General features: G+C 70.0%; 15 protein-coding genes. 7 read left to right on the top strand and 8 right to left on the bottom strand.

The window, feature by feature from the left end:
- Positions 1 to 292 precede the first annotated feature (292 nt).
- Positions 293 to 1,366 carry a DNA polymerase IV gene (locus E1294_RS31635; RefSeq protein ID WP_132514517.1) on the top strand — a complete coding sequence of 358 codons (1,074 nt, stop codon included), beginning with the start codon at positions 293 to 295 and terminating at the stop codon, positions 1,364 to 1,366.
- A gap of 303 nt (positions 1,367 to 1,669) precedes the next feature.
- Here E1294_RS31635 and E1294_RS31640 read toward each other — a convergent pair whose 3' ends face one another.
- Positions 1,670 to 1,879, bottom strand: coding sequence for a ubiquitin-like protein Pup (locus E1294_RS31640; protein WP_132514519.1), 210 nt, complete (start codon positions 1,877 to 1,879; stop codon positions 1,670 to 1,672).
- 147 nt (positions 1,880 to 2,026) lie between these two features.
- On the opposite strand from E1294_RS31640, the gene E1294_RS31645 reads away from it, so the two are divergent.
- Positions 2,027 to 2,431 carry a hypothetical protein gene (locus E1294_RS31645; RefSeq protein ID WP_132514521.1) on the top strand — a complete coding sequence of 135 codons (405 nt, stop codon included), beginning with the start codon at positions 2,027 to 2,029 and terminating at the stop codon, positions 2,429 to 2,431.
- Between the two features lie 23 nt (positions 2,432 to 2,454).
- Here the strand turns inward: E1294_RS31645 and dop are convergent, their stop codons facing one another.
- From dop to E1294_RS31670, 5 genes are all read right to left on the bottom strand, one after another.
- Positions 2,455 to 3,969, bottom strand: a complete 1,515-nt coding sequence (gene dop / locus E1294_RS31650; RefSeq protein ID WP_132514523.1) for a depupylase/deamidase Dop — start codon at positions 3,967 to 3,969, stop codon at positions 2,455 to 2,457.
- A gap of 86 nt (positions 3,970 to 4,055) precedes the next feature.
- Positions 4,056 to 5,135, bottom strand: a complete 1,080-nt coding sequence (locus E1294_RS31655; protein ID WP_246083420.1) for an acyltransferase family protein — start codon at positions 5,133 to 5,135, stop codon at positions 4,056 to 4,058.
- 67 nt (positions 5,136 to 5,202) lie between these two features.
- Positions 5,203 to 6,300, bottom strand: coding sequence for a pyridoxal-phosphate dependent enzyme (locus E1294_RS31660; RefSeq protein WP_132514527.1), 1,098 nt, complete (start codon positions 6,298 to 6,300; stop codon positions 5,203 to 5,205).
- Positions 6,301 to 6,509: 209 nt separating this feature from the next.
- A complete protein-coding gene (arc, locus tag E1294_RS31665; RefSeq protein WP_132514529.1) occupies positions 6,510 to 8,273 on the bottom strand; it encodes a proteasome ATPase in 1,764 nt (587 codons plus the stop codon).
- A 204-nt stretch (positions 8,274 to 8,477) separates the two neighbouring features.
- Complete coding sequence (locus E1294_RS31670) at positions 8,478 to 9,341, bottom strand: tRNA (adenine-N1)-methyltransferase (RefSeq protein ID WP_132514531.1); 864 nt, start codon at positions 9,339 to 9,341, stop codon at positions 8,478 to 8,480.
- Positions 9,342 to 9,396: 55 nt separating this feature from the next.
- Between E1294_RS31670 and E1294_RS31675 the strand changes: the two genes are divergently transcribed.
- Together E1294_RS31675 and E1294_RS31680 are read left to right on the top strand one after the other, a co-directional pair.
- The gene (locus E1294_RS31675) at positions 9,397 to 10,509 is read left to right on the top strand and encodes a GNAT family N-acetyltransferase (RefSeq protein ID WP_132514533.1); all 1,113 of its coding nucleotides are present in this window, start codon (positions 9,397 to 9,399) and stop codon (positions 10,507 to 10,509) included.
- Positions 10,510 to 10,624: 115 nt separating this feature from the next.
- Positions 10,625 to 11,122 carry a hypothetical protein gene (locus E1294_RS31680; protein WP_132514535.1) on the top strand — a complete coding sequence of 166 codons (498 nt, stop codon included), beginning with the start codon at positions 10,625 to 10,627 and terminating at the stop codon, positions 11,120 to 11,122.
- Positions 11,123 to 11,488: 366 nt separating this feature from the next.
- Here E1294_RS31680 and E1294_RS31685 read toward each other — a convergent pair whose 3' ends face one another.
- Both E1294_RS31685 and E1294_RS31690 read right to left on the bottom strand, forming a co-directional pair.
- Positions 11,489 to 12,889, bottom strand: a complete 1,401-nt coding sequence (locus tag E1294_RS31685; protein WP_132514537.1) for an FHA domain-containing protein — start codon at positions 12,887 to 12,889, stop codon at positions 11,489 to 11,491.
- A gap of 330 nt (positions 12,890 to 13,219) precedes the next feature.
- Positions 13,220 to 14,356 (bottom strand): site-2 protease family protein, encoded by a 1,137-nt coding sequence (locus E1294_RS31690; protein WP_246083421.1) that lies wholly within the window; start codon positions 14,354 to 14,356, stop codon positions 13,220 to 13,222.
- Between the two features lie 185 nt (positions 14,357 to 14,541).
- Here E1294_RS31690 and E1294_RS31695 point away from each other — a divergent pair, with 185 nt between their 5' ends.
- The 3 genes from E1294_RS31695 to E1294_RS31705 all read left to right on the top strand — a co-directional run bounded on the left by E1294_RS31695 (position 14,542) and on the right by E1294_RS31705 (position 17,399).
- On the top strand, positions 14,542 to 15,402 hold the full coding sequence (locus tag E1294_RS31695; RefSeq protein WP_132514541.1) for a RecB family exonuclease: 861 nt from the start codon (positions 14,542 to 14,544) through the stop codon (positions 15,400 to 15,402).
- Positions 15,403 to 15,543: 141 nt separating this feature from the next.
- Positions 15,544 to 16,719: a sensor histidine kinase gene (locus tag E1294_RS31700; protein WP_132514543.1), complete on the top strand. Its 1,176-nt coding sequence runs from the start codon at positions 15,544 to 15,546 to the stop codon at positions 16,717 to 16,719.
- On the top strand, positions 16,716 to 17,399 hold the full coding sequence (locus E1294_RS31705; protein WP_132340456.1) for a response regulator: 684 nt from the start codon (positions 16,716 to 16,718) through the stop codon (positions 17,397 to 17,399). The genes E1294_RS31700 and E1294_RS31705 overlap by 4 nt, the downstream gene beginning before the upstream one ends.
- Positions 17,400 to 17,816: the final 417 nt, after the last annotated feature.

Here is a 17,816-nt window from a genome sequence, read left to right on the forward strand (position 1 = left end):
TCTGCACTTCCCACGATCAGCTCACGGCGAACCATTGTGCACGGGGGTCCACCGGCGCACCCGTTGAACCTCCCAAACCAGACACCACGCCCGTGAACAGCACCCGGCCGCAAAGGTGTTCACGACGGAGTCCGGCCGCGCGGCCCTGTGACGAGCCCTATGACAAACCCTGTGACGAGCCCTGTGACGAGCCCTGTGACGAGCCCCCGGATGGGCCCCGTGATGGGCCGTGCGGCGCCCCGTGATGGGCCGCGCGGCGCCCGTCACGAACCCACCGGCCATACTGGACACCATGGCCACCAGGTCCACCCGGGACTGGATCCTGCACGTCGACCTCGATCAGTTCATCGCCGCGGTCGAGCTGCTCCGCCACCCCGAGCTCCGCGGCAGACCCGTCGTCGTGGGCGGCACCGGTGATCCGACCCGTCCCCGCACCGTGGCCGCCACCGCCACCTACGAAGCCCGCGCCCACGGCATCCATTCCGGCATGCCGCTGCGCACCGCGTACAAACGATGTCCGGAAGCGATCTTCCTGGCCAGCGACCCACCCGCCTACGAGGCCGCCTCGCGAGAGGTCATGGCCGTCCTGCGTGAGTTTCCCGTGCGCGTGGAGATCTGGGGCTGGGACGAAGCCTTCGTCGGCGCCACCACCGACGACCCTGAAGCACTCGCCGCCGGCCTCCAGCGGGCTGTGCGCGCCCGCACCCGGCTGACCTGCTCGGTCGGCATCGGCGACAACAAACACCAGGCCAAGCTCGCCTCGGCCTTCGCCAAACCGGCGGGCGTGCACCTGCTCACCAGCGACAACTGGGCCGAGACCATGAACCACCGCTCCACCGACGCGCTCTGGGGCATCGGCGCCAAGACCGCCGGAAAGCTCGCCGCCCACGGCCTGCACACCGTCGCCCAGCTCGCCGCCGCCGACCCCGCCGATCTCGCCCGCCATTTCGGGCCCACCAACGGCCCGTGGTATCGCTATCTCGCCCTCGGCAAGGGCGAGGCCGAGGTGGTCACCACCCCCTGGATCGCCCGCGGCCACAGCCGCGAAACCACCTTCGAGCACGACCTCACCGACAAGGCCGACATCGCCCACCACATCACGAAACTCGCCGGGCGCGTGGCTCGGGACACCATCGACGCCGGCCGCCAGGCGACCCGCGTCACCGTCAAGGTGCGCTACACGCCCTTCCTCACCCGCACCCGCCAGGCCAAACTCCCCGCCACCACGGCCGACCCTGCCGCCATCACCCAGACGGCCCTCACCGTCCTCGGCCGCTTCGATCTCGACCGCCCCGTCCGCCTTCTCGGCGTCGCGGTCGACTATGCCATGCCCGACGACCAGCCCGCCCTCGACCACCTGGACTAGAAATCAGCCGGGAGCCCGGCTCGGCCCTTCGCCGGCTCCCCGTGCCCCGTAGACAAGCCCGCAAAAAAAAGGCGCTGAGCCCGCCCTGATGGGCGAGCATGCGCTCGACGTCGTCCTGGTGATGCCGTAACGGCAGGCAAGCGGATGGTTCCGGAGGAAGACCTTGCCGGCGCACGCTCGCCCATCAGGCCTGTGCTATGTGAGCCCGGACCGGGTGATGGCCGTGGCGTCACCGCGGTCCGGGCAGGCCGTCAGTCGGTCCGGCGTTCCCACCCGAATCATCCCTTTAAGGTGCCTTGTGCCCTACTCTCCGCCCTTTTGAACATAGCTGCGCACGAATTCCTCTGCGTTCTCTTCGAGAACTTCGTCGATCTCATCCAGAATCGAGTCGACATCGTCCGTGAGCTTCTCCTGCCGCTCCTGAACGTCCGGCGCCGCCGAGGCCTCGGTCTCCTCGACTTCGGCCTCGCGCCGACCGGTCTGCTTCTGGCCGCCGGTGTCCTTGGTTGCCATGTCCTACCTCCGTCTGGGGGACTGCCTCTCCTGCATATCTTCCCCGAACCGGGCGACAATTCGCGCCGATCACCCAGTGATCTTGCGAGGTTGACCAGATAGTAAAGCTATCCAATAATGGGTCTCCCGTACTCGCAGGAGGTTGCGATGTCCCCTTCGTCCCTGAGCGCTGCCGGTGTGCTCCTCATCACAGTCCCCCTGGTCGCCTTCGGCGGTGTCTCGTTGCTGTCGTTCCTCATGCGGAACGTTCCAGGCTACCTCGACAATCCGGTGCGACGCGGCCTGTGGCGGGCGGGTCACGCTCACGCAGGCGTGCTGGTGCTCTTCGCCCTGGTGGCGATGGTGTACGTGGATCAGGCGAGCCTGCCGGAAGGCGTCAAGGCCGTGGTGCGCACGCTGATCGTGGCCGCGCCGATCCTGATGCCGCTGGGCTTCTTCCTGTCGGTGGTGCGCCCGAGCGACACCAAGCCGAGCAAGCTGATCTGGCTGACCGTGGCGGGCGGCGTGAGCCTGGCGGCGGGCACGCTGACGCTCGGCGTGAGCCTGCTGTGAGGCGGTCCCCGCGCGAGGTGTGGTCAGTCGCCGCCGGTGAGCGCGGCCACCAGGTCGGCGGCGGTGCGGCAGCGGTCGAAGAGCTCTCCGACGTGGGCCTTGGTGCCGCGCAGCGGCTCCAAGGTCGGCACGCGCTGCAGTGACTCCCTGCCGGGGATGTCGAAGATGACGGAGTCCCAGGAGGCGGCCGCGACGGCTTCGCTGTACTGGCTCAGGCAGCGGCCGCGGAAGTAGGCGCGGGTGTCGGTGGGCGGGTGTTCGACGGCGCGCTGGACCTCTTCCTCGCTGACGAGACGCTGCATGCGCCCGCGGGCGATGAGGCGGTTGTAGAGCCCTCGGTCGGGGCGGATGTCGGAATATTGCAGGTCGACGAGCTGGAGCCTGGGATGGGACCAGGCCAGGCCGTCGCGGCTGCGATAGCCCTCGAGGAGTTCGAGCTTGGCGACCCAGTCGAGCTCGCGGGCGAGCTGCATCGGGTCTTCCGCGAGGCGGGTGAGCACGGACTCCCAGCGGTCGAGGATGTCCTTGTTCATCTCGTCGTGGGCGGTGCCGCGTTCCTCGACGTATTTGCGGGCCTGCTCGAGATATTCCATCTGGAGCTGGATGGCGGTGAGCTTGCGCCCGTCGCGCATGGGGATCTCGTAGCGGCAGGCGGGGTCGTGGGAGACGGCCCGCAGTGCCTGCACGGGGTTGTCGACGGCGAGGTCGCGGGTGAGGAAGCCGTCCTCGATCATGGCGAGGACGAGCGCGGTGGACCCGAGCTTGAGATAGGTCGAGATCTCGGACATGTTGGCGTCGCCGATGATGACGTGCAGCCTGCGATATTTCTCGGGGTCGGCGTGCGGTTCGTCACGGGTGTTGATGATGGGCCGCTTGAGCGTGGTCTCGAGCCCGACCTCGACCTCGAAGAAGTCGGCCCGCTGGCTGATCTGGAACCCTTCTCCGCGGGAGTCCTGGCCGATGCCGACCTTGCCCGCGCCGACGACGACCTGACGGGAGACGAAGAACGGGGTGAGGTGCCTGACGATGTCGGCGAAGGGGGTGGCGCGCCGCATCAGGTAGTTCTCGTGACAACCGTAGGAGGCGCCTTTGGCGTCGGTGTTGTTCTTGTAGAGCTGGATGGGGGCGTTGGCGGGGATGGCAGAGGCTCGGGTTGCCGCGTCGTACATGACCCGCTCGCCCGCTTTGTCCCAGATGACGGCAGCCCGGGGATTGGTGCACTCGGGCGCGCTGTACTCGGGGTGGGCGTGGTCGACGTAGAGCCGGGCGCCGTTGGTGAGGATGACGTTGGCGAGGCCGAGGTCCTCGTCGGTGAGCTGGGTGGGATCGGCCACCTCCCGGGCAAGGTCGAACCCGCGCGCGTCGCGCAGCGGGTTTTCCTCCTCGAAGTCCCACCGCGCCCTGCGCGCGCGGGCCGCCGAGGCGGCCAGGTAGGCGTTCACGACCTGTGAGGAGGTCACCATCGCGTTGGCGCCTGGCTGACCAGGTACGGAAATGCCGTACTCGGTCTCGATGCCCATCACCCGACGCACCGTCATGCAACACCCTCTGTTCGTCCGGGTCTGTCTATCCGCCGTTTATATGCCCGAGCCTATGCCCTTCACAGTGCCCCAAGGCCACAAGGTTATGGCACCGACGCCTTTTCAACCTGTACGGCGGGACCTGATGTGCTTTGCGGTGCCTTGCGCGGCTTGAGAAGTCGCTGGACAGGGCGTTCGGCAAAGGCATGGACTAGGTACGACAGGAGAATCGCGACCAGCGTCGCGGTGACGGCGACGGCCCACGGGGGCAGGTCCTCGACGAGCACGGGGATGAGGGCCACCGCGACCACGCCATGGAACAGGTAAAGCGGGTATGTGACCCCGCCGAGCGCGGTGAGCGTCCTCGACGGCCTGAGCCTGAGCAGGCCGAGGGCGACCAGGGCCATCACGGCGAAGATCAGGGTGATGGTGATGATGACGCTGACGTCGGTGACGGGCATGTTCTTGAAGCCCGCGGCCTCGACACGGCTGTGCACACGCCCGAGCGCGGCGTTGATCGACAGGCCGTACCCGCCGGCCACGTACAGCCAGGGCAGCCAGGCGCTGCCGTGTTTGTGGATGAGGTACAGGGACATGCCGGCCACGAAATAGGGGGCGTAGCGCGGCATGACGATCTCGTCGAGCAGGTCGTTGCCGAGCAGTTCCGCGCCGAGGGCGGCGACCAGCCAAACACCCGCGAAGGCCAGCACGCGCCGGTACGTCACGCCGATGATCACGAGGACGGCCATCAGCAGGTAGAAGCGGAGCTCGGCCCAGAGCGACCAGTAGACTCCGCTGGCGTCGGTGACCTTGAACAGCCGCTGGAGCATGGTGGCGTTCACCAGGTATTCGCCTGGTGAAAGTTTTGGGTTGAGCGCCTTGGCGCCGGTGATCGCGTAGAGGGCGGCGACGGCGCCGAGGCTGAGCCAGTACGCGGGATAGAGACGGACGAAGCGGGACCGGGCGAAGCCGCCCAGCCCTCGGCCCCAGACGGTCATCAGGATGACGAACCCGCTGATGATGAAGAACAACTCCACCCCGAGGATGCCTAACCCCGCGATGGGCGCCAGCGCCGGGAACAACTCGGCGGGCCTGTCCCCCCAGACGGACGCGTACGCGACCAGATAGTGGAAGGCGACGACGGCGAGGGCGGCGATGAATCGCAGGAGGTCGAGCTCGGCCAACCGGCCGTCCCCCCGGACATGCTTCGGCCGGTTGGGTGAATGCACGCCCCTTTGACGTAAAGGTCGATCATTTTGGTTCCACGGGGCCCTCTGTTCCCACGAGCAACACACGTGAGCGGTCGTCGACGCCGAGCGCTCCTCGGGAGGCGTCGCCGAGTTCGAGCAGCCCGGCTGCTCCGGCGGCGCCGCACGGCGACAGGGCCACGCCGTGCGCGGTCAGGAGCCGGACCGCGGCGTCCGCCTGCTCGTCGGTGATCGTCATGTAGAGGTCGGCGAGGTGGGACAGGAGGCGGTGGGCGATGAGGGAGGGTTCGAGGCAGTCGAGCCTGCCGAGCGTGGTGTGCCCGCCGGTGATGCGGACGGGCTTGCCGGCGCGGGCGCTTTCGAGCAGACAGGGCGCGCCCTCGGGCTCGACGATGACGATCCTGGGTTGCTCGCCCCAGCGGTCGCGTACGTATCCGGCCGCCGCCGCGGCCAGCCCGCCGACCCCGGCCTGCACGAACACGTGCGTGGGCGCGCCAGGGCCCTCGGCCGCGCCGCTCCCGGCGGGCTCAGCCGCGGAAGAGGGCGCGCCGAGGCCGGAGAGTTCGTCGAGACCGGGGAGTTCGTCGAACAGGACCGTGTAGCCGCGCATGACGTCGAGCGGGACGGCGGTGTAGCCCTCCCACGAGCTGTCGGAGACCAGCCGCCACCCCTGCTCCTCGGCCGTGCGGAGCGCGGCGGCCATGCTGTCGTCGTAGTGCCGGCCGCTGCGCCGCACCTCCGCGCCGAGGGCGCGCAGCCGCCGCTCGAACGCCTCGGGGACGTGCTCGCTCAAATACACCACGCACGGCACGCCTGCCTCCGCGGCTCCCGCGGCCACGGAGATGCCGTGGTTGCCGGCGCTGGCGCACACGAACGGCGGGCCTCCTGGCTCGCGTTCGGCCATCAGACGCACGGCGTAGGCGCCGCCGAGCGCCTTGAAGCTGCCCAGCCCCATGCGCAGGCTCTCGTCCTTGATGTGCACGGCGTACGTACCCGCGAACCCGCGGATGGTGTGGACGGGCGTGGGCCGGTAGCCGCGGTGCCCGGCGAAGCGGGCGCGGGCCTGGCGGGCGTGCTCGGCTCCGATGAGCGCGCGGTCCTGCGCGGTGTACGGGCCGCGCCCGGGGTTGAGGTACTCCATGATCGCCATGCTAGGCGTGGCCGGCGCCTTCCCCGGCGGGCGACCCGCCACGGGCGCACCCGGGATGCCCGCAGCCCCGGGTGGCGACCCGGGCGGCGGGGGCACGCACCGGGTGGGGCGCATGCCGAAGCGGCCGTGTCGCCGCGACGGGGGCCGCGGACGCGGGAGGGCCGCGCGGTCTCCCGCGCGGCCCTCCCGATCAAGGGGTGTTACAGGTACTGGCCGGTGTTGGCGACGGTGTCGATGGACCGGCCGGCTTCGGTGCCCTGCTTGCCGGAGACGAGCGTGCGGATGTAGACGATCCGCTCGCCCTTCTTGCCGGAGATGCGGGCCCAGTCGTCGGGGTTGGTGGTGTTGGGCAGGTCTTCGTTCTCGGAGAACTCGTCCACGCAGGCCGTGAGCAGGTGCTGCACCCGCAGGCCCTTCTGGCCGGATTCGAGGAACTGCTTGATGGCCATCTTCTTGCCCCGGTCGACGATGTTCTGGATCATCGCGCCGGAGTTGAAGTCCTTGAAGTAGAGGACCTCCTTGTCGCCGTTGGCGTAGGTCACCTCGAGGAAGCGGTTTTCCTCGCTCTCGGTGTACATGCGCTCGACGACACTCTGGATCATGCCCTGGATGGTGGCCTCGCGGGAGCCGGAGTGCTCCGTCAGGTCATCGGGATGCAGAGGTAGGTCAGAGATGAGGTATTTCGAGAAGATGTCCTTGGCCGCCTCGGCGTCCGGCCGCTCGATCTTGATCTTGACGTCCAGGCGGCCGGGCCGCAGGATCGCCGGGTCGATCATGTCCTCGCGGTTGGAGGCGCCGATGACGATGACGTTCTCCAGCCCCTCGACGCCGTCGATCTCCGACAGCAGCTGAGGGACGATGGTGTTCTCGACGTCGGAGGACACGCCCGAGCCTCGGGTGCGGAAGATCGAGTCCATCTCGTCGAAGAACACGATCACCGGGGTGCCCTCTGAGGCCTTCTCGCGGGCTCGCTGGAAGACGAGGCGGATGTGCCGCTCGGTCTCACCGACGTACTTGTTGAGCAGCTCCGGGCCCTTGATGTTGAGGAAGAAGCTCTTGCCGGACTGGCCGGTCTTCTCCGCGACCTGCTTGGCCAGGGAGTTGGCGACGGCCTTGGCGATGAGCGTCTTACCGCAACCGGGCGGGCCGTACAGCAGCACGCCCTTCGGGGGACGGAGTTTGTGCTCGCGGAACAGGTCGGCGTGCAGGTAGGGCAGCTCGATCGCGTCCCTGATCTGCTCGATCTGCCGCATGAGACCGCCGATCTCCTCGTAGGAGATGTCGGGGACCTCTTCGAGCACGAGCTCTTCGACTTCGGACTTGGGTATGCGCTCGTAGACGTAGCCGGAGCGAGGTTCGAGCAGGAGCGAGTCGCCCGCCCTGATGGGCTGGCCGACCAGCGATTCGGCCAGTCGCACGACGCGCTCTTCGTCGGCGTGCGAGATGACCAGGGCCCGCTTCCCCTCGTCGAGCAGTTCTTTGAGCATCACGATCTCGCCGACCTCTTCGTAGCCGAGGGCTTCGACCACGTTGAGCGCCTCGTTGAGCATGACCTCCTGGCCACGCCGCAGCGAAGCGACGTCGACGGCGGGGCTGACGTTCACCCGGAGCTTGCGGCCACCGGTGAACACCTCGATCGTGCCGTCTTCTCGGGCCTCCAGGAAGGTGCCGAAGCCGGATGGCGGCTGCGCCAGCCGGTCGACCTCCTCCTTGAGGGCGACGATCTGGTCCCTGGCCTCCTTGAGTGTGGCCACCAGGCGTTCGTTCTGGCCGGTCACGGCCGCCAGGTTCGCCTGTGCCTCATGGAGACGCTCTTCGAGGACCCTGGCCTGACGGGGTGACTCGGCCAGCTTCCGCCTCAGCGCGGTGATCTCCTCCTGGAGGAAGGAGACCTGTGTTGAAAGATCAGCGACCTCCCGTTCGCGCTGCGCGGCTCGAGCCTCAGCATCATCGCGAGCTGCCACGCCCCGTCACCTCCTTCCCAGTCGAGGGCGACTACTAAGGACCTTACCTATCTCGGGCCCCTCCGTAACCTGGCCGGGCAGTGTTCGTCGTGTGACATTCAGTATTCGGTGATTAATCCCCAATAGTGCGTTTAATACTCCCAGCATATGAACACGGCGATCTGTTCCCGTGTCACGCACCAACGCACCCTCGTGGCCAAATTGTCATAGTTCTTCAGTCGTCCCCTTCGGTCGTCGACGGCGCGGCGGCGGGGTCACGCCGTCGGCCATGCGGCGGGCGGTGACGAGGAACCCGGTGTGGCCGATCATCCGATGATCCGGTCTCACCGCGAGTCCTTCGACGTGCCAGTCGCGAACCAGGGTCTCCCACGCATGCGGCTCGGTGAAACACCCATGATCGCGAATGACCTCGACCGTCTTGGACAGCTGGGTCGTCGTGGCCACGTAACAGCAGATCACACCCCCCGGCGTCAGCGCCTTGGCGGCCGCGTCGACGCACTCCCAGGGGGCGAGCATGTCGAGGATGACGCGGTCGACGTCGACCTCGTCGATCGAGGCCACCAGGTCGCCGGCGACCAGGCGCCAGTTGCCGTCCACGGGGCCCCCTTTTTCGGACCCGAAGAACTTCTCGACGTTCTTGCGCGCCACGTCGGCGAACTCCTGGCGCCGCTCGTAGGACGTGACGTGGCCCTCGGCGCCGACCGCGCGCAGCAGGAAGCAGGTCAACGCGCCGGAGCCGACGCCGGCCTCGATGACCCGGGCGCCGGGGAAGATGTCGGCCATGCCGACGATCATGGAGGCGTCTTTCGGGTAGATGACGGCCGCGCCGCGCGGCATGGCCAGCGTGTAGTCCTGCAGCAGGTGGCGGAAGGCGAGGTAGGCGGTGCCGCCTGAGGAGCGCACGACGGAGCCTTCAGGCTGGCCGATCAGATCGCTGTGCGGGATGGCGCCCTTGTGGGTGTGGAAGACGCCGTCCTCCTTGAGCGTGATCGTGTGGCGCTTGTTCTTGGGGTCGGTGAGCTGCACCTGATCCCCCGCCTGGAAAGGCCCATGCCTGCGGAAACCCATGGCGGCAAGGTTATAGGGCTTTCGAGCACGTCAGGACGCGCGATATCTATGGGTGATGCTCCCGCGCGACGTGATCTCCACCGGTTCCCTGATCCTGCGTCCTCCCGCGGAGGCCGACGCCGAGGCCATCGTCATGACCTGCGGCGATCCGGTGACGGCCAGGTTCCTGCCGGTGCTGCCGTCGCCCTACCTGCCCGAGCACGTGCGGCACTACTTCGACCTGGCGGCGGCGAAGTGGCGGGACGGCGGCGCCGAGTTCGCGATCACGGAGAACAGCCGGTACGCCGGGTCCATCGGCGTGCGCCCGCCGGACCGCTGGGGCGTGGCCGAGATCGGCTACATGGTGGCACCGTGGGCCCGGGGCAAGAACGTGGCGGCCACGGCGGCAAGGGCGGTCACCGACTGGCTGTTCGACCACGGGCTGCGCCGGGTCGAGCTGCAGACCGAGGTGGAGAACGTCGCGGGCCTGCGGGTGGCGTACAAAGCGGGTTTCCGCGAGGAGGGGCGCAAGCGGGACGCCAAGCAGGTGCGGGACGGGCGGTTTGTCGACTTCGTCACGTTCGGTCGGCTCGCGGGCGACGCCGTGGCGGTGGCGGAGCCGTACCTTCCCTTCTTCGAGGGCGGAGAGCTCACCGACGGGGTCGTGGTGCTGGAGCCGCTAACCGCCGAGGACGCCATGGACTTCCACCGGATGATGGCCGAGCCGAGCGTGGCGGTCTACTCCGTGGGGCCGCCGGCCACGCTGGAGGACAACGAGCGGCGCTGCCGCTACACCGGCTACTGGTGGGCCTCGGGGCAGCGGGTCGAGTTGGCGATCAGGGACGCGGCCTCGCGGGCGTTCGCGGGGCACCTGCAGCTGACGCAGGTGGCCCCGGCACTGGGGCAGGGGATGATCGGATACTCGCTGGTGCCGTCGCACCGGGGGAAGGGGCTCATGACGCGGGCGGTGCGACTGCTGGTGGACTGGGCTTTCGCGAGCACGCCCCTGCACCGGATCGTGGCGGGCACCGAGGCGGGCAACACGGCCTCGCAGAGGGTGCTGGAACGCGCGGAGTTCAGCCGGGAGGGCGTGCACCGTGAGCTGTTCCCGCAGCCGGACGGCACCCGGGCCGACGACGTGGCGTGGGCGCGCCTGCGGCAGGACGAGCCCGCGGGCCGGAAATCCTGATTTCCTGTCGAGGTCTGGTCAAGGGCGCCGTCCAGGGCGATAGTCGGGGCACCCGCACGTAAGGGTCGCGTGATCGGGGTACGCGATCTCACCCTCTCCCTTGAGGGGCACCGCGATGCCATACGACCGTGCCGACGTCGCCATGCGCGAGCTCATCGCCGTCTTCTCCTGCCTGGAGGCGGCGAACCTGATCGACCGGCTCACCCGTACCGCCGCGGCCGTCGCGGGCACCGGGAATGCCGGATTCGTCCGGGTGGACGTGCTGCGCCGGCACGCGTGCTCGATCCACGTGCACACCCCGCCAGGCGATCCGCTGCGCGTGCGACGGTGGCTGGCGGAGTCGGGGGTGATGAAGGAGCTCGTGGCGTCACCGGCGACGGTGCGGCTGGCGCGTGACGTGTCGGTGGGCGAGCCGGGTTTCCTGTCCATGCCCGTGCCGATGGCGACGCGGGACTCCACGCACCTGTGGGTGGCGGGGCGCGGGTTCAGCGACGGTGACGAGCACTTGGTGAGCCGGTTCGCCACGGCGGCGGGGCGGGCACTGGAGGCCGCCGGGGGCCTGGAGGCGGCGGTGCGCATGTTGCGCGGGGTACGGTCTTTCCGGCCGGTCTAGCGGGCGCCGGCCTTCTTCCGCACAGGCGGAATCCCGGGGTTACGGACGACCGGTTCCGGGCCCCATTAGGGCGGAAAACCTGCCCCAGTGGCCCGTCACTCGTGAAGATCCTTCGCCTATTCCTCGGTTTTTTGCCAGGCTGAGGCTTTTCCGGATATAGGCCTATAAAATCTGTGCTCCTCGGCCGGGATCCCCTGTGTGGCCGCCGATCCCGCGTCCGCGCCTCGGACGCCGCAACCCACCCGCGGTGTCGTCTCACGCACCGAAGGCTGGAATGGCTCTGGATCATGGACGTACCCGGGCGCCCGTCATCGACCGGGAACGCTCGCGCCCTCAGCGAGGGCGCGAGCGTCAGACGGCGCGGTGTCAGCCCCGGTGGGCTTCGAAGCGGAGCGTGCGGGACACCCCCACCCGGACGGTCGTGCCCGGGGCGATGGTGACCGGCTCGTTGGGCGGGATGTCGTAGAAGTTGGGGTCGCCGGGCGGCTGGATCTGGGTGCCGTTGACCGAGCCCAGATCCACCAGGTTGACGTCCCATCCGTCCAGCGCCACGCGCAGGTGGCGGCGCGAGACCGAGCCGTCGGGGCTGGTCACCTTGGCCGGCCTCGCGCTGCCGCCGGCCACCTCGGGCGCGCGCTCCGGGTCGCGGCCGAGAAGGTAGTCGGTCTCCAGGGGCAGTGCCGTGCCGTCGTCGAGGACGAGGACCCCGAGCGAGGGACGCGGCCCTTTGTAGGGGACGAGGGTGCGCTGGACCAGGGCGATGCCGCAGACGGCGCAGTAGGGCACACGGGGATCGTTGAAGTGGTCGTTCTTGCAGTCGACCCCGTAGACCAGCGGCCGGTCGCCGTGGTCGGCCTGCTGATCCTGCTGCTGGGGCGGGCCGGGCTGGTCGTAGTGCTCCTGCGGGCCGGGCCCGGGCGGACCGGGCTGGTCGTAGTGGTCGGGCGGCCGCATGTGCTGCTGGGCCTGCTGCTCGCCGTTGCCCGGGTGCGCGGGCTCGTCGTAGGAGGGGAACTGTTGCTGCGGCTCGGGCAGGGGTGGCGGCTGGTCCTGCGGCGGGCCGTAGGGGGGCGGCTGGTCCGCGGGCGTCAGGTAGGACGGCTGCTCGACCGGCTGCGGACCCGAGTGGGGGCCCGGCTGAGGGCCCGAGGTGGCCGGCGGCTGGTCGGCCAGCGGGTAGGGAGGGCGCTCGACGGGCTGCTGCGCGGGCGGCTGGATGAGGTCGGGCTCGACGTGGAGGCCGGTGGCGGGCATCTCGCTGGTGAGCGGCCTGGACACGGCAGGTGCCGAGGGCTGCTCGGAGAAATCGCCCACCAGGCCGCCGCCGTGCACGACGCCGCCGTCGAACCGGACCGCGGGGTGCGGGCTGCCGGCGCCGGGCAGGCTCAGCTCGACGCGCTCGACGGTGCCGGTGACGAGCCGGTCGGCCCACGTCAGGGAGTCGCTGCCGGCCAGCCGCGTCTCGCCTGCCGGGGTGGCGATGGTGGCCGCCGCGGAGCCGCTGACCAGGACCGCCACGCCGTCGCCGACGGAGCCCGCCACCGCGCAGGTGGCCGGGTCGCCCGCCATGTTGGCCGCGAGCACCTGGGCGGCGCGCCGGGCCAGCGCGCGGCCGTCCCCGCCGGACGAGGCCGTCGCGCGCAGCGCCTCGAGCAGGTCGTCGGCCGCGGACTCGCCGGCGTCGCACACGAGCAGCAGCCCGCCCTCGTAGGCGACCAGCCCATTTCCAGGAAGCGGACGCACCACTCCGAAGCCTTGGTCGGTCATGCGTCCTCCCTCATGACGACCGTGCTGCGCTCATTGGTGCCCTCGCTGCGCTCGGTCACTCAACTCTCCTCCCCGGAAGCCGGCGGTATTACGGCACCCGCATGGTCACCAGCCATACGTACCCCGACGACGAGGCCACGTCGCGGCCACCTCGTCTCGATTCGGCGAACCGGTCGACCGCGGCAAACCCCTCAACTGTGCAAGTCTGGCCAAACAGCACACTATCGGCCAGTCGTCACATCGCAGAAATCGCCAGAGTCGGCTCCGGCCCACCCGAAACTGCTGGACACGACCCTATCCGGGGGCTGCCGCTTAAACGAGTGGGACAAATCAGACGCCGGAGAAGACCCGGTTCACGTCGGCCGTGGCCAGCACGCCGTAGATCTCGCCGCCGCGCTCCACGAGCAGGTATTCGCTGCCCGGGGCCTCGCGCATGGCGTCGATGAGGGGCTCGCCCTCCAGATCGGCGGCGAGCACCATGTCGGGCTCGAGCGACTTGGCGAGGGAGGCGACGTTCACCCAGGGGCGGCGGTGCTCGGGCGTGGCCTGGACGGCGGCCTCACTGACGATGGCGAGGGGTTGGCCGTCGTGGTCGACCACGACGATGGCGCCGGCCCGGCGTTCGCCCGCCTGCCGCAGCGCCTCGGCCAGCGGCGTCTCGGCGGCCACGGGAACGGCCCTGCGCGCGAGGGTGCGGGCGTTGACCTGCGGGATCTTGGCCCGGATCTTGGCCACGCGCAGCGACTGGCTGGCGCCGAGCCAGATGAACATGGCCAGCACGATCGGCCACAGCAGGTCGGTGAGGTCGAGCTCGCGCCCGTCGGACAGCGCCGTCGCGACCGGCACGACGACGAGGAGCACGGCCAGCACCCGGCCGCCCCACGCGGCGACGATGGTGCCGGAGCCCGGGTTCTTGGTGAGCTTCCAGACGCCGGCGCGCAACATCCTGCCGCCGTCGAGCGGCAGCCCGGGCAGCAGGTTGAACACGCCGACGATGAGGTTGGCCACCCACAGCTGCCAGACGAGCGCCTCGGGGATGCCGCCGTCGTTGATCACGTAGATGTCGGCGGCCAGCCCGAGCCCGCCCAGGCCCAGCGAGAGCGCGGGGCCCGCGGCGGCCACCAGGAACTCCTTGCCCGGCGTCGGCGGCTCCTTCTCGATCTCCGACACGCCGCCGAGGAAGTAGAGGGTGATCCGCCGGACCGGCAGGCCGTAGGCCTTGGCCAGCACGCTGTGCGCTAGCTCGTGCAGCAGCACCGAGACGTACAGCAGCACCGCGAACACGAACGCGACGGCGTATGCGGCCGTGCTGTTCAGCTCGGGCAGCATGATCTGCATTCTCGGCCCGACAAGCATGGTGATGAAGGCCGCCACGATGAACCATGTCCACGAGACGTAAACCGGAATGCCGAACGGCTTTCCCATCCGAAGGCCGGAGAACTCCTGTCGCGGGCTCTGCTCGCTCACCGCACTCCTTGACATCCTCGCCGCGGGGAACCCGTCGCGTCGCCCGGCCGGAGGGCCGGGCTGCGGTCCGTGTCGCGGACTTCCCGTTGGCACGTGCTGTTGCTGCCTTGATGCTACGCGCCGGATCACGTGATCCTCATTCCGCGGGCGTTATTCTGTCGGGCTCTTGACCTAGAGTGCGGTGCATGACCTTGACCGAGCCGGCGATCATCGGAGCTCTCTCCCCGTCCCGGGCGGGCGATTTCATGACATGTCCGCTGCTCTACCGTTTCCGAGTGATCGACCAGCTGCCCGAGAAGCCGTCGCAGGCGGCGGTGCGGGGCACGGTGGTGCACGCGGTCCTGGAGCGCCTCTACGACCTGCCGGCGCCGCGGCGTTCCGTGAGCGCGGCGCTGGAGCTGCTGGAGCCGCAGTGGCGGCGGCTGCTCGACGACGACCCGCACTACGGCGAGATGTTCGCCGACGAGGCCGAGCAGGCCGAGTGGCTGGCGCAGGCGCGCGGCATGCTGGAGCGCTATTTCACGCTGGAGGATCCGACGCGGCTGGAGCCCGCCGAGCGGGAGCTCTACGTCGAGGCGATGCTCGACGGAGGGTTGATGCTGCGGGGCTACGTCGACCGGCTCGACGTGGCGCCGACCGGCGAGGTCAGGGTGGTCGACTACAAGACCGGCAGCGCGCCAGGGCCCGATTTCGAGGCCAAGGCGTTATTTCAGATGAAGTTCTACGCCCTGGTGCTGTGGCGGCTGCGCGGGCAGGTGCCCCGGCTGCTGCAGCTGGTCTACCTGGGGGGCAAGGGCGAGGTGCTGCGCTACGCGCCCGACGAGGCCGACCTGCTGGCCACCGAGCGTAAGGTGATGGCGTTGTGGGCGGCCATCGAGCGGTCCCTGCGGTCGGGCGAGTGGCGGGCGCGCCGGAGCCGGCTGTGCGACTGGTGCGACCACCAGGCGCTGTGCCCGGAGTTCGGCGGCACCCCGCCGCCGGTGCCCGACCGCCGGCCAGGCGACACCGTCCGCAGCAGCCGCCGCTCGGCCACCGACGAGCTCTGAGCGCGCGTCCCACGACACCGCCGCTGTGTCGCCGACGAGTTTTGAGCGCGCGTCCCAGGGGCGCGGCGTGGCCGGGGGCGTGCGCGCTAATCCTCCCGAGGGAGGAGGTTGCGTGCTCTGGCCTGGGCCTACAGTGAAGCGGTGCGGATAGACCGGACCAGGTTCCACGACACGGTGCTCGCCGGGGTGGTGGCCGCGGCCTCGGTGGCGCTGTTCGTTCTCTACGACACCGGACGGCTGCCGTCCGGGGGCCTGGCGGTCGACGGCATACGCGAGCCCGATCCGTCCGGTGTGCTGCTGGTGCTGCTGGCGTGCGCCCCCGTGGCCGTGCGCAGGCGGTGGCCGCTGGCGGCGTTGTGCGCGGGGCTGGTGACGGAGACGCTGCTGACCGCGTTCGGATACAGCACCGGGGTGCCGGGCCTGTCCGGGTTGGTGCTGCTCTATTCCGTGGCCTCCAACCGGGGCCTGGCGATGGCGCTGGGCGGGCTGCTGATCTCGGTGCTGGCGTACACCCTCGGCGCCGCGGCGGGCCCGCCCAGGGCCACGAGCCTGAGCGACCACGTGGTGGTGGCCATGGTGCTGGTCTCGGTGTGGGGCGCGGGCCGGAGCCTGCGGCTGCGCCGCGCCTACAGGGAGGAGCTGCGAGGCCGTGCGGCGCGGCTGGAGCGGGCCCGCGCGGCCGACACGCGGGCCGCGCGGGCGGAGGAGCGGTCGAGGATCGCCCGCGAGCTCCACGACGTCGTCGCCCACCACGTCAGCGTGATGACCGTGCAGGCGGCCGCGGCGCGCAAGGTGTTGTCCTCCGACCCCGGTCTGGCCCGCGAGGCGCTGACGGCGATCGAGCACACCGGCCGGATGGCCATGTCCGAGATGCGCAACATCGTCGGCGTGCTGCGCACCGACGCCCGTGCCGAGCTGGGCCCACAGCCGGGCATGGACGACCTGCCCGCGCTGGTCGAGCAGATGCGTGAGGCCGGGCTGCCCACGCAGCTGATCGTCGAGGGCGAGCCGCCGCCGCTGCCCGCGGGGGTCGACCTGGCCGCCTATCGGCTGGTCCAGGAAGGGCTGACGAACAGCATGCGGCACGCGGGCGCCGGGACGGAGGCGGTGGTGACGGTCCGCCACGCGCCGCACGAGCTGGACGTACGCGTGGCCGACGACGGCGAGGGCACGGCCGGGGAGCCGGCGCGGCCCGGTCATGGTTTGGTGGGCATTCGTGAAAGGGTTGCCCTCTATGGTGGAATTCTCAGCGTCGGTCCGCTACCCGGGGGCGGTTTCGAAGTGCGGGCGAGATTCCCGTTGAAGGACGGCCAATGACGATCAGAGTGCTGCTGGTGGACGACCAGCCGCTACTGCGTACGGGATTCCGCCTGATTCTCGAGGCCGAACCCGACATCACGGTGGTGGGCCAGGCCGGCGACGGCAAAGGCGCGCAGGAGCAGACGCGGGCGCTGCTGCCCGACGTGGTGCTCATGGACATCCGGATGCCGGGGGTCGACGGCATCGAGGCCACCCGCAGGATCGTGCGGGAGGCGGCGCCGTCGGCGCACGTGCCGAAAGTGCTGGTGCTGACGACGTTCGATTTGGACGAGTACATCGTGGAGGCGCTGCGCTCCGGCGCCTCCGGGTTCCTGCTGAAGGACGTGCCGCCCGACGAACTGGTGCAGGCGATCCGCGTGGTGGCGGCCGGTGACGCGATCGTGGCGCCCAGCGTGACGCGGCGGCTGCTCGACCGGTTCGCCACGCGGCTGCCGCCCGCTCACGAGCAGGCCACCCCCGCGCGGCTCGACCGGCTGACCGAGCGGGAGCTGGAGGTGCTGCGGCTGATCGCGAAGGGCATGTCCAACGCGGAGATCGCGGCCAAGCTCGTGGTGAGCGAGACCACGGTGAAGACGCACGTCGGCAACGTGCTGACCAAGCTGGGGCTGCGCGACCGGGTGCAGGCCGTGGTGCTGGCGTACGAGACGGGGTTGATCACACCGGGCGCCATGCCCTGACGCCAACCCCGCTCCCCGCCCTGACCCCTGCTCGCTCGCCCTGACGCCCGCTCCTCCGCCCTGACGCCGGCTCACGCGTGGTCCGGCTCCAGCGCGCCATCAGGTCATGGCGGGCGCCGATGTCCCCGGCAGGCGTGCGTCGCCGAATTCAGCGCGTCGCGAAGCCCGGCCGTCAGCGACCACGCCGGGCATCGCGTCCCCGGGTCGGGTGGCACGGAACTCAGCCGCCTCAGCCGGACCCGGCGCCGCGCCACCCGGGGGGTCAGGGCCGTAGGCATGCCGGTCACGGCGGCTTACGCATCGCCGGTTACGGGCGTCGCCGAACTCACCCATCTCGGCCGCGACGCGCGACGCGGCGCCCGATCCCGGACGCAGCTCAGCCACCTCACCCCCGACACACAGCACCCCATCCAGGAC

Source organism: Nonomuraea diastatica, assembly GCF_004349015.1.
GTDB lineage: Bacteria > Actinomycetota > Actinomycetes > Streptosporangiales > Streptosporangiaceae > Nonomuraea > Nonomuraea diastatica.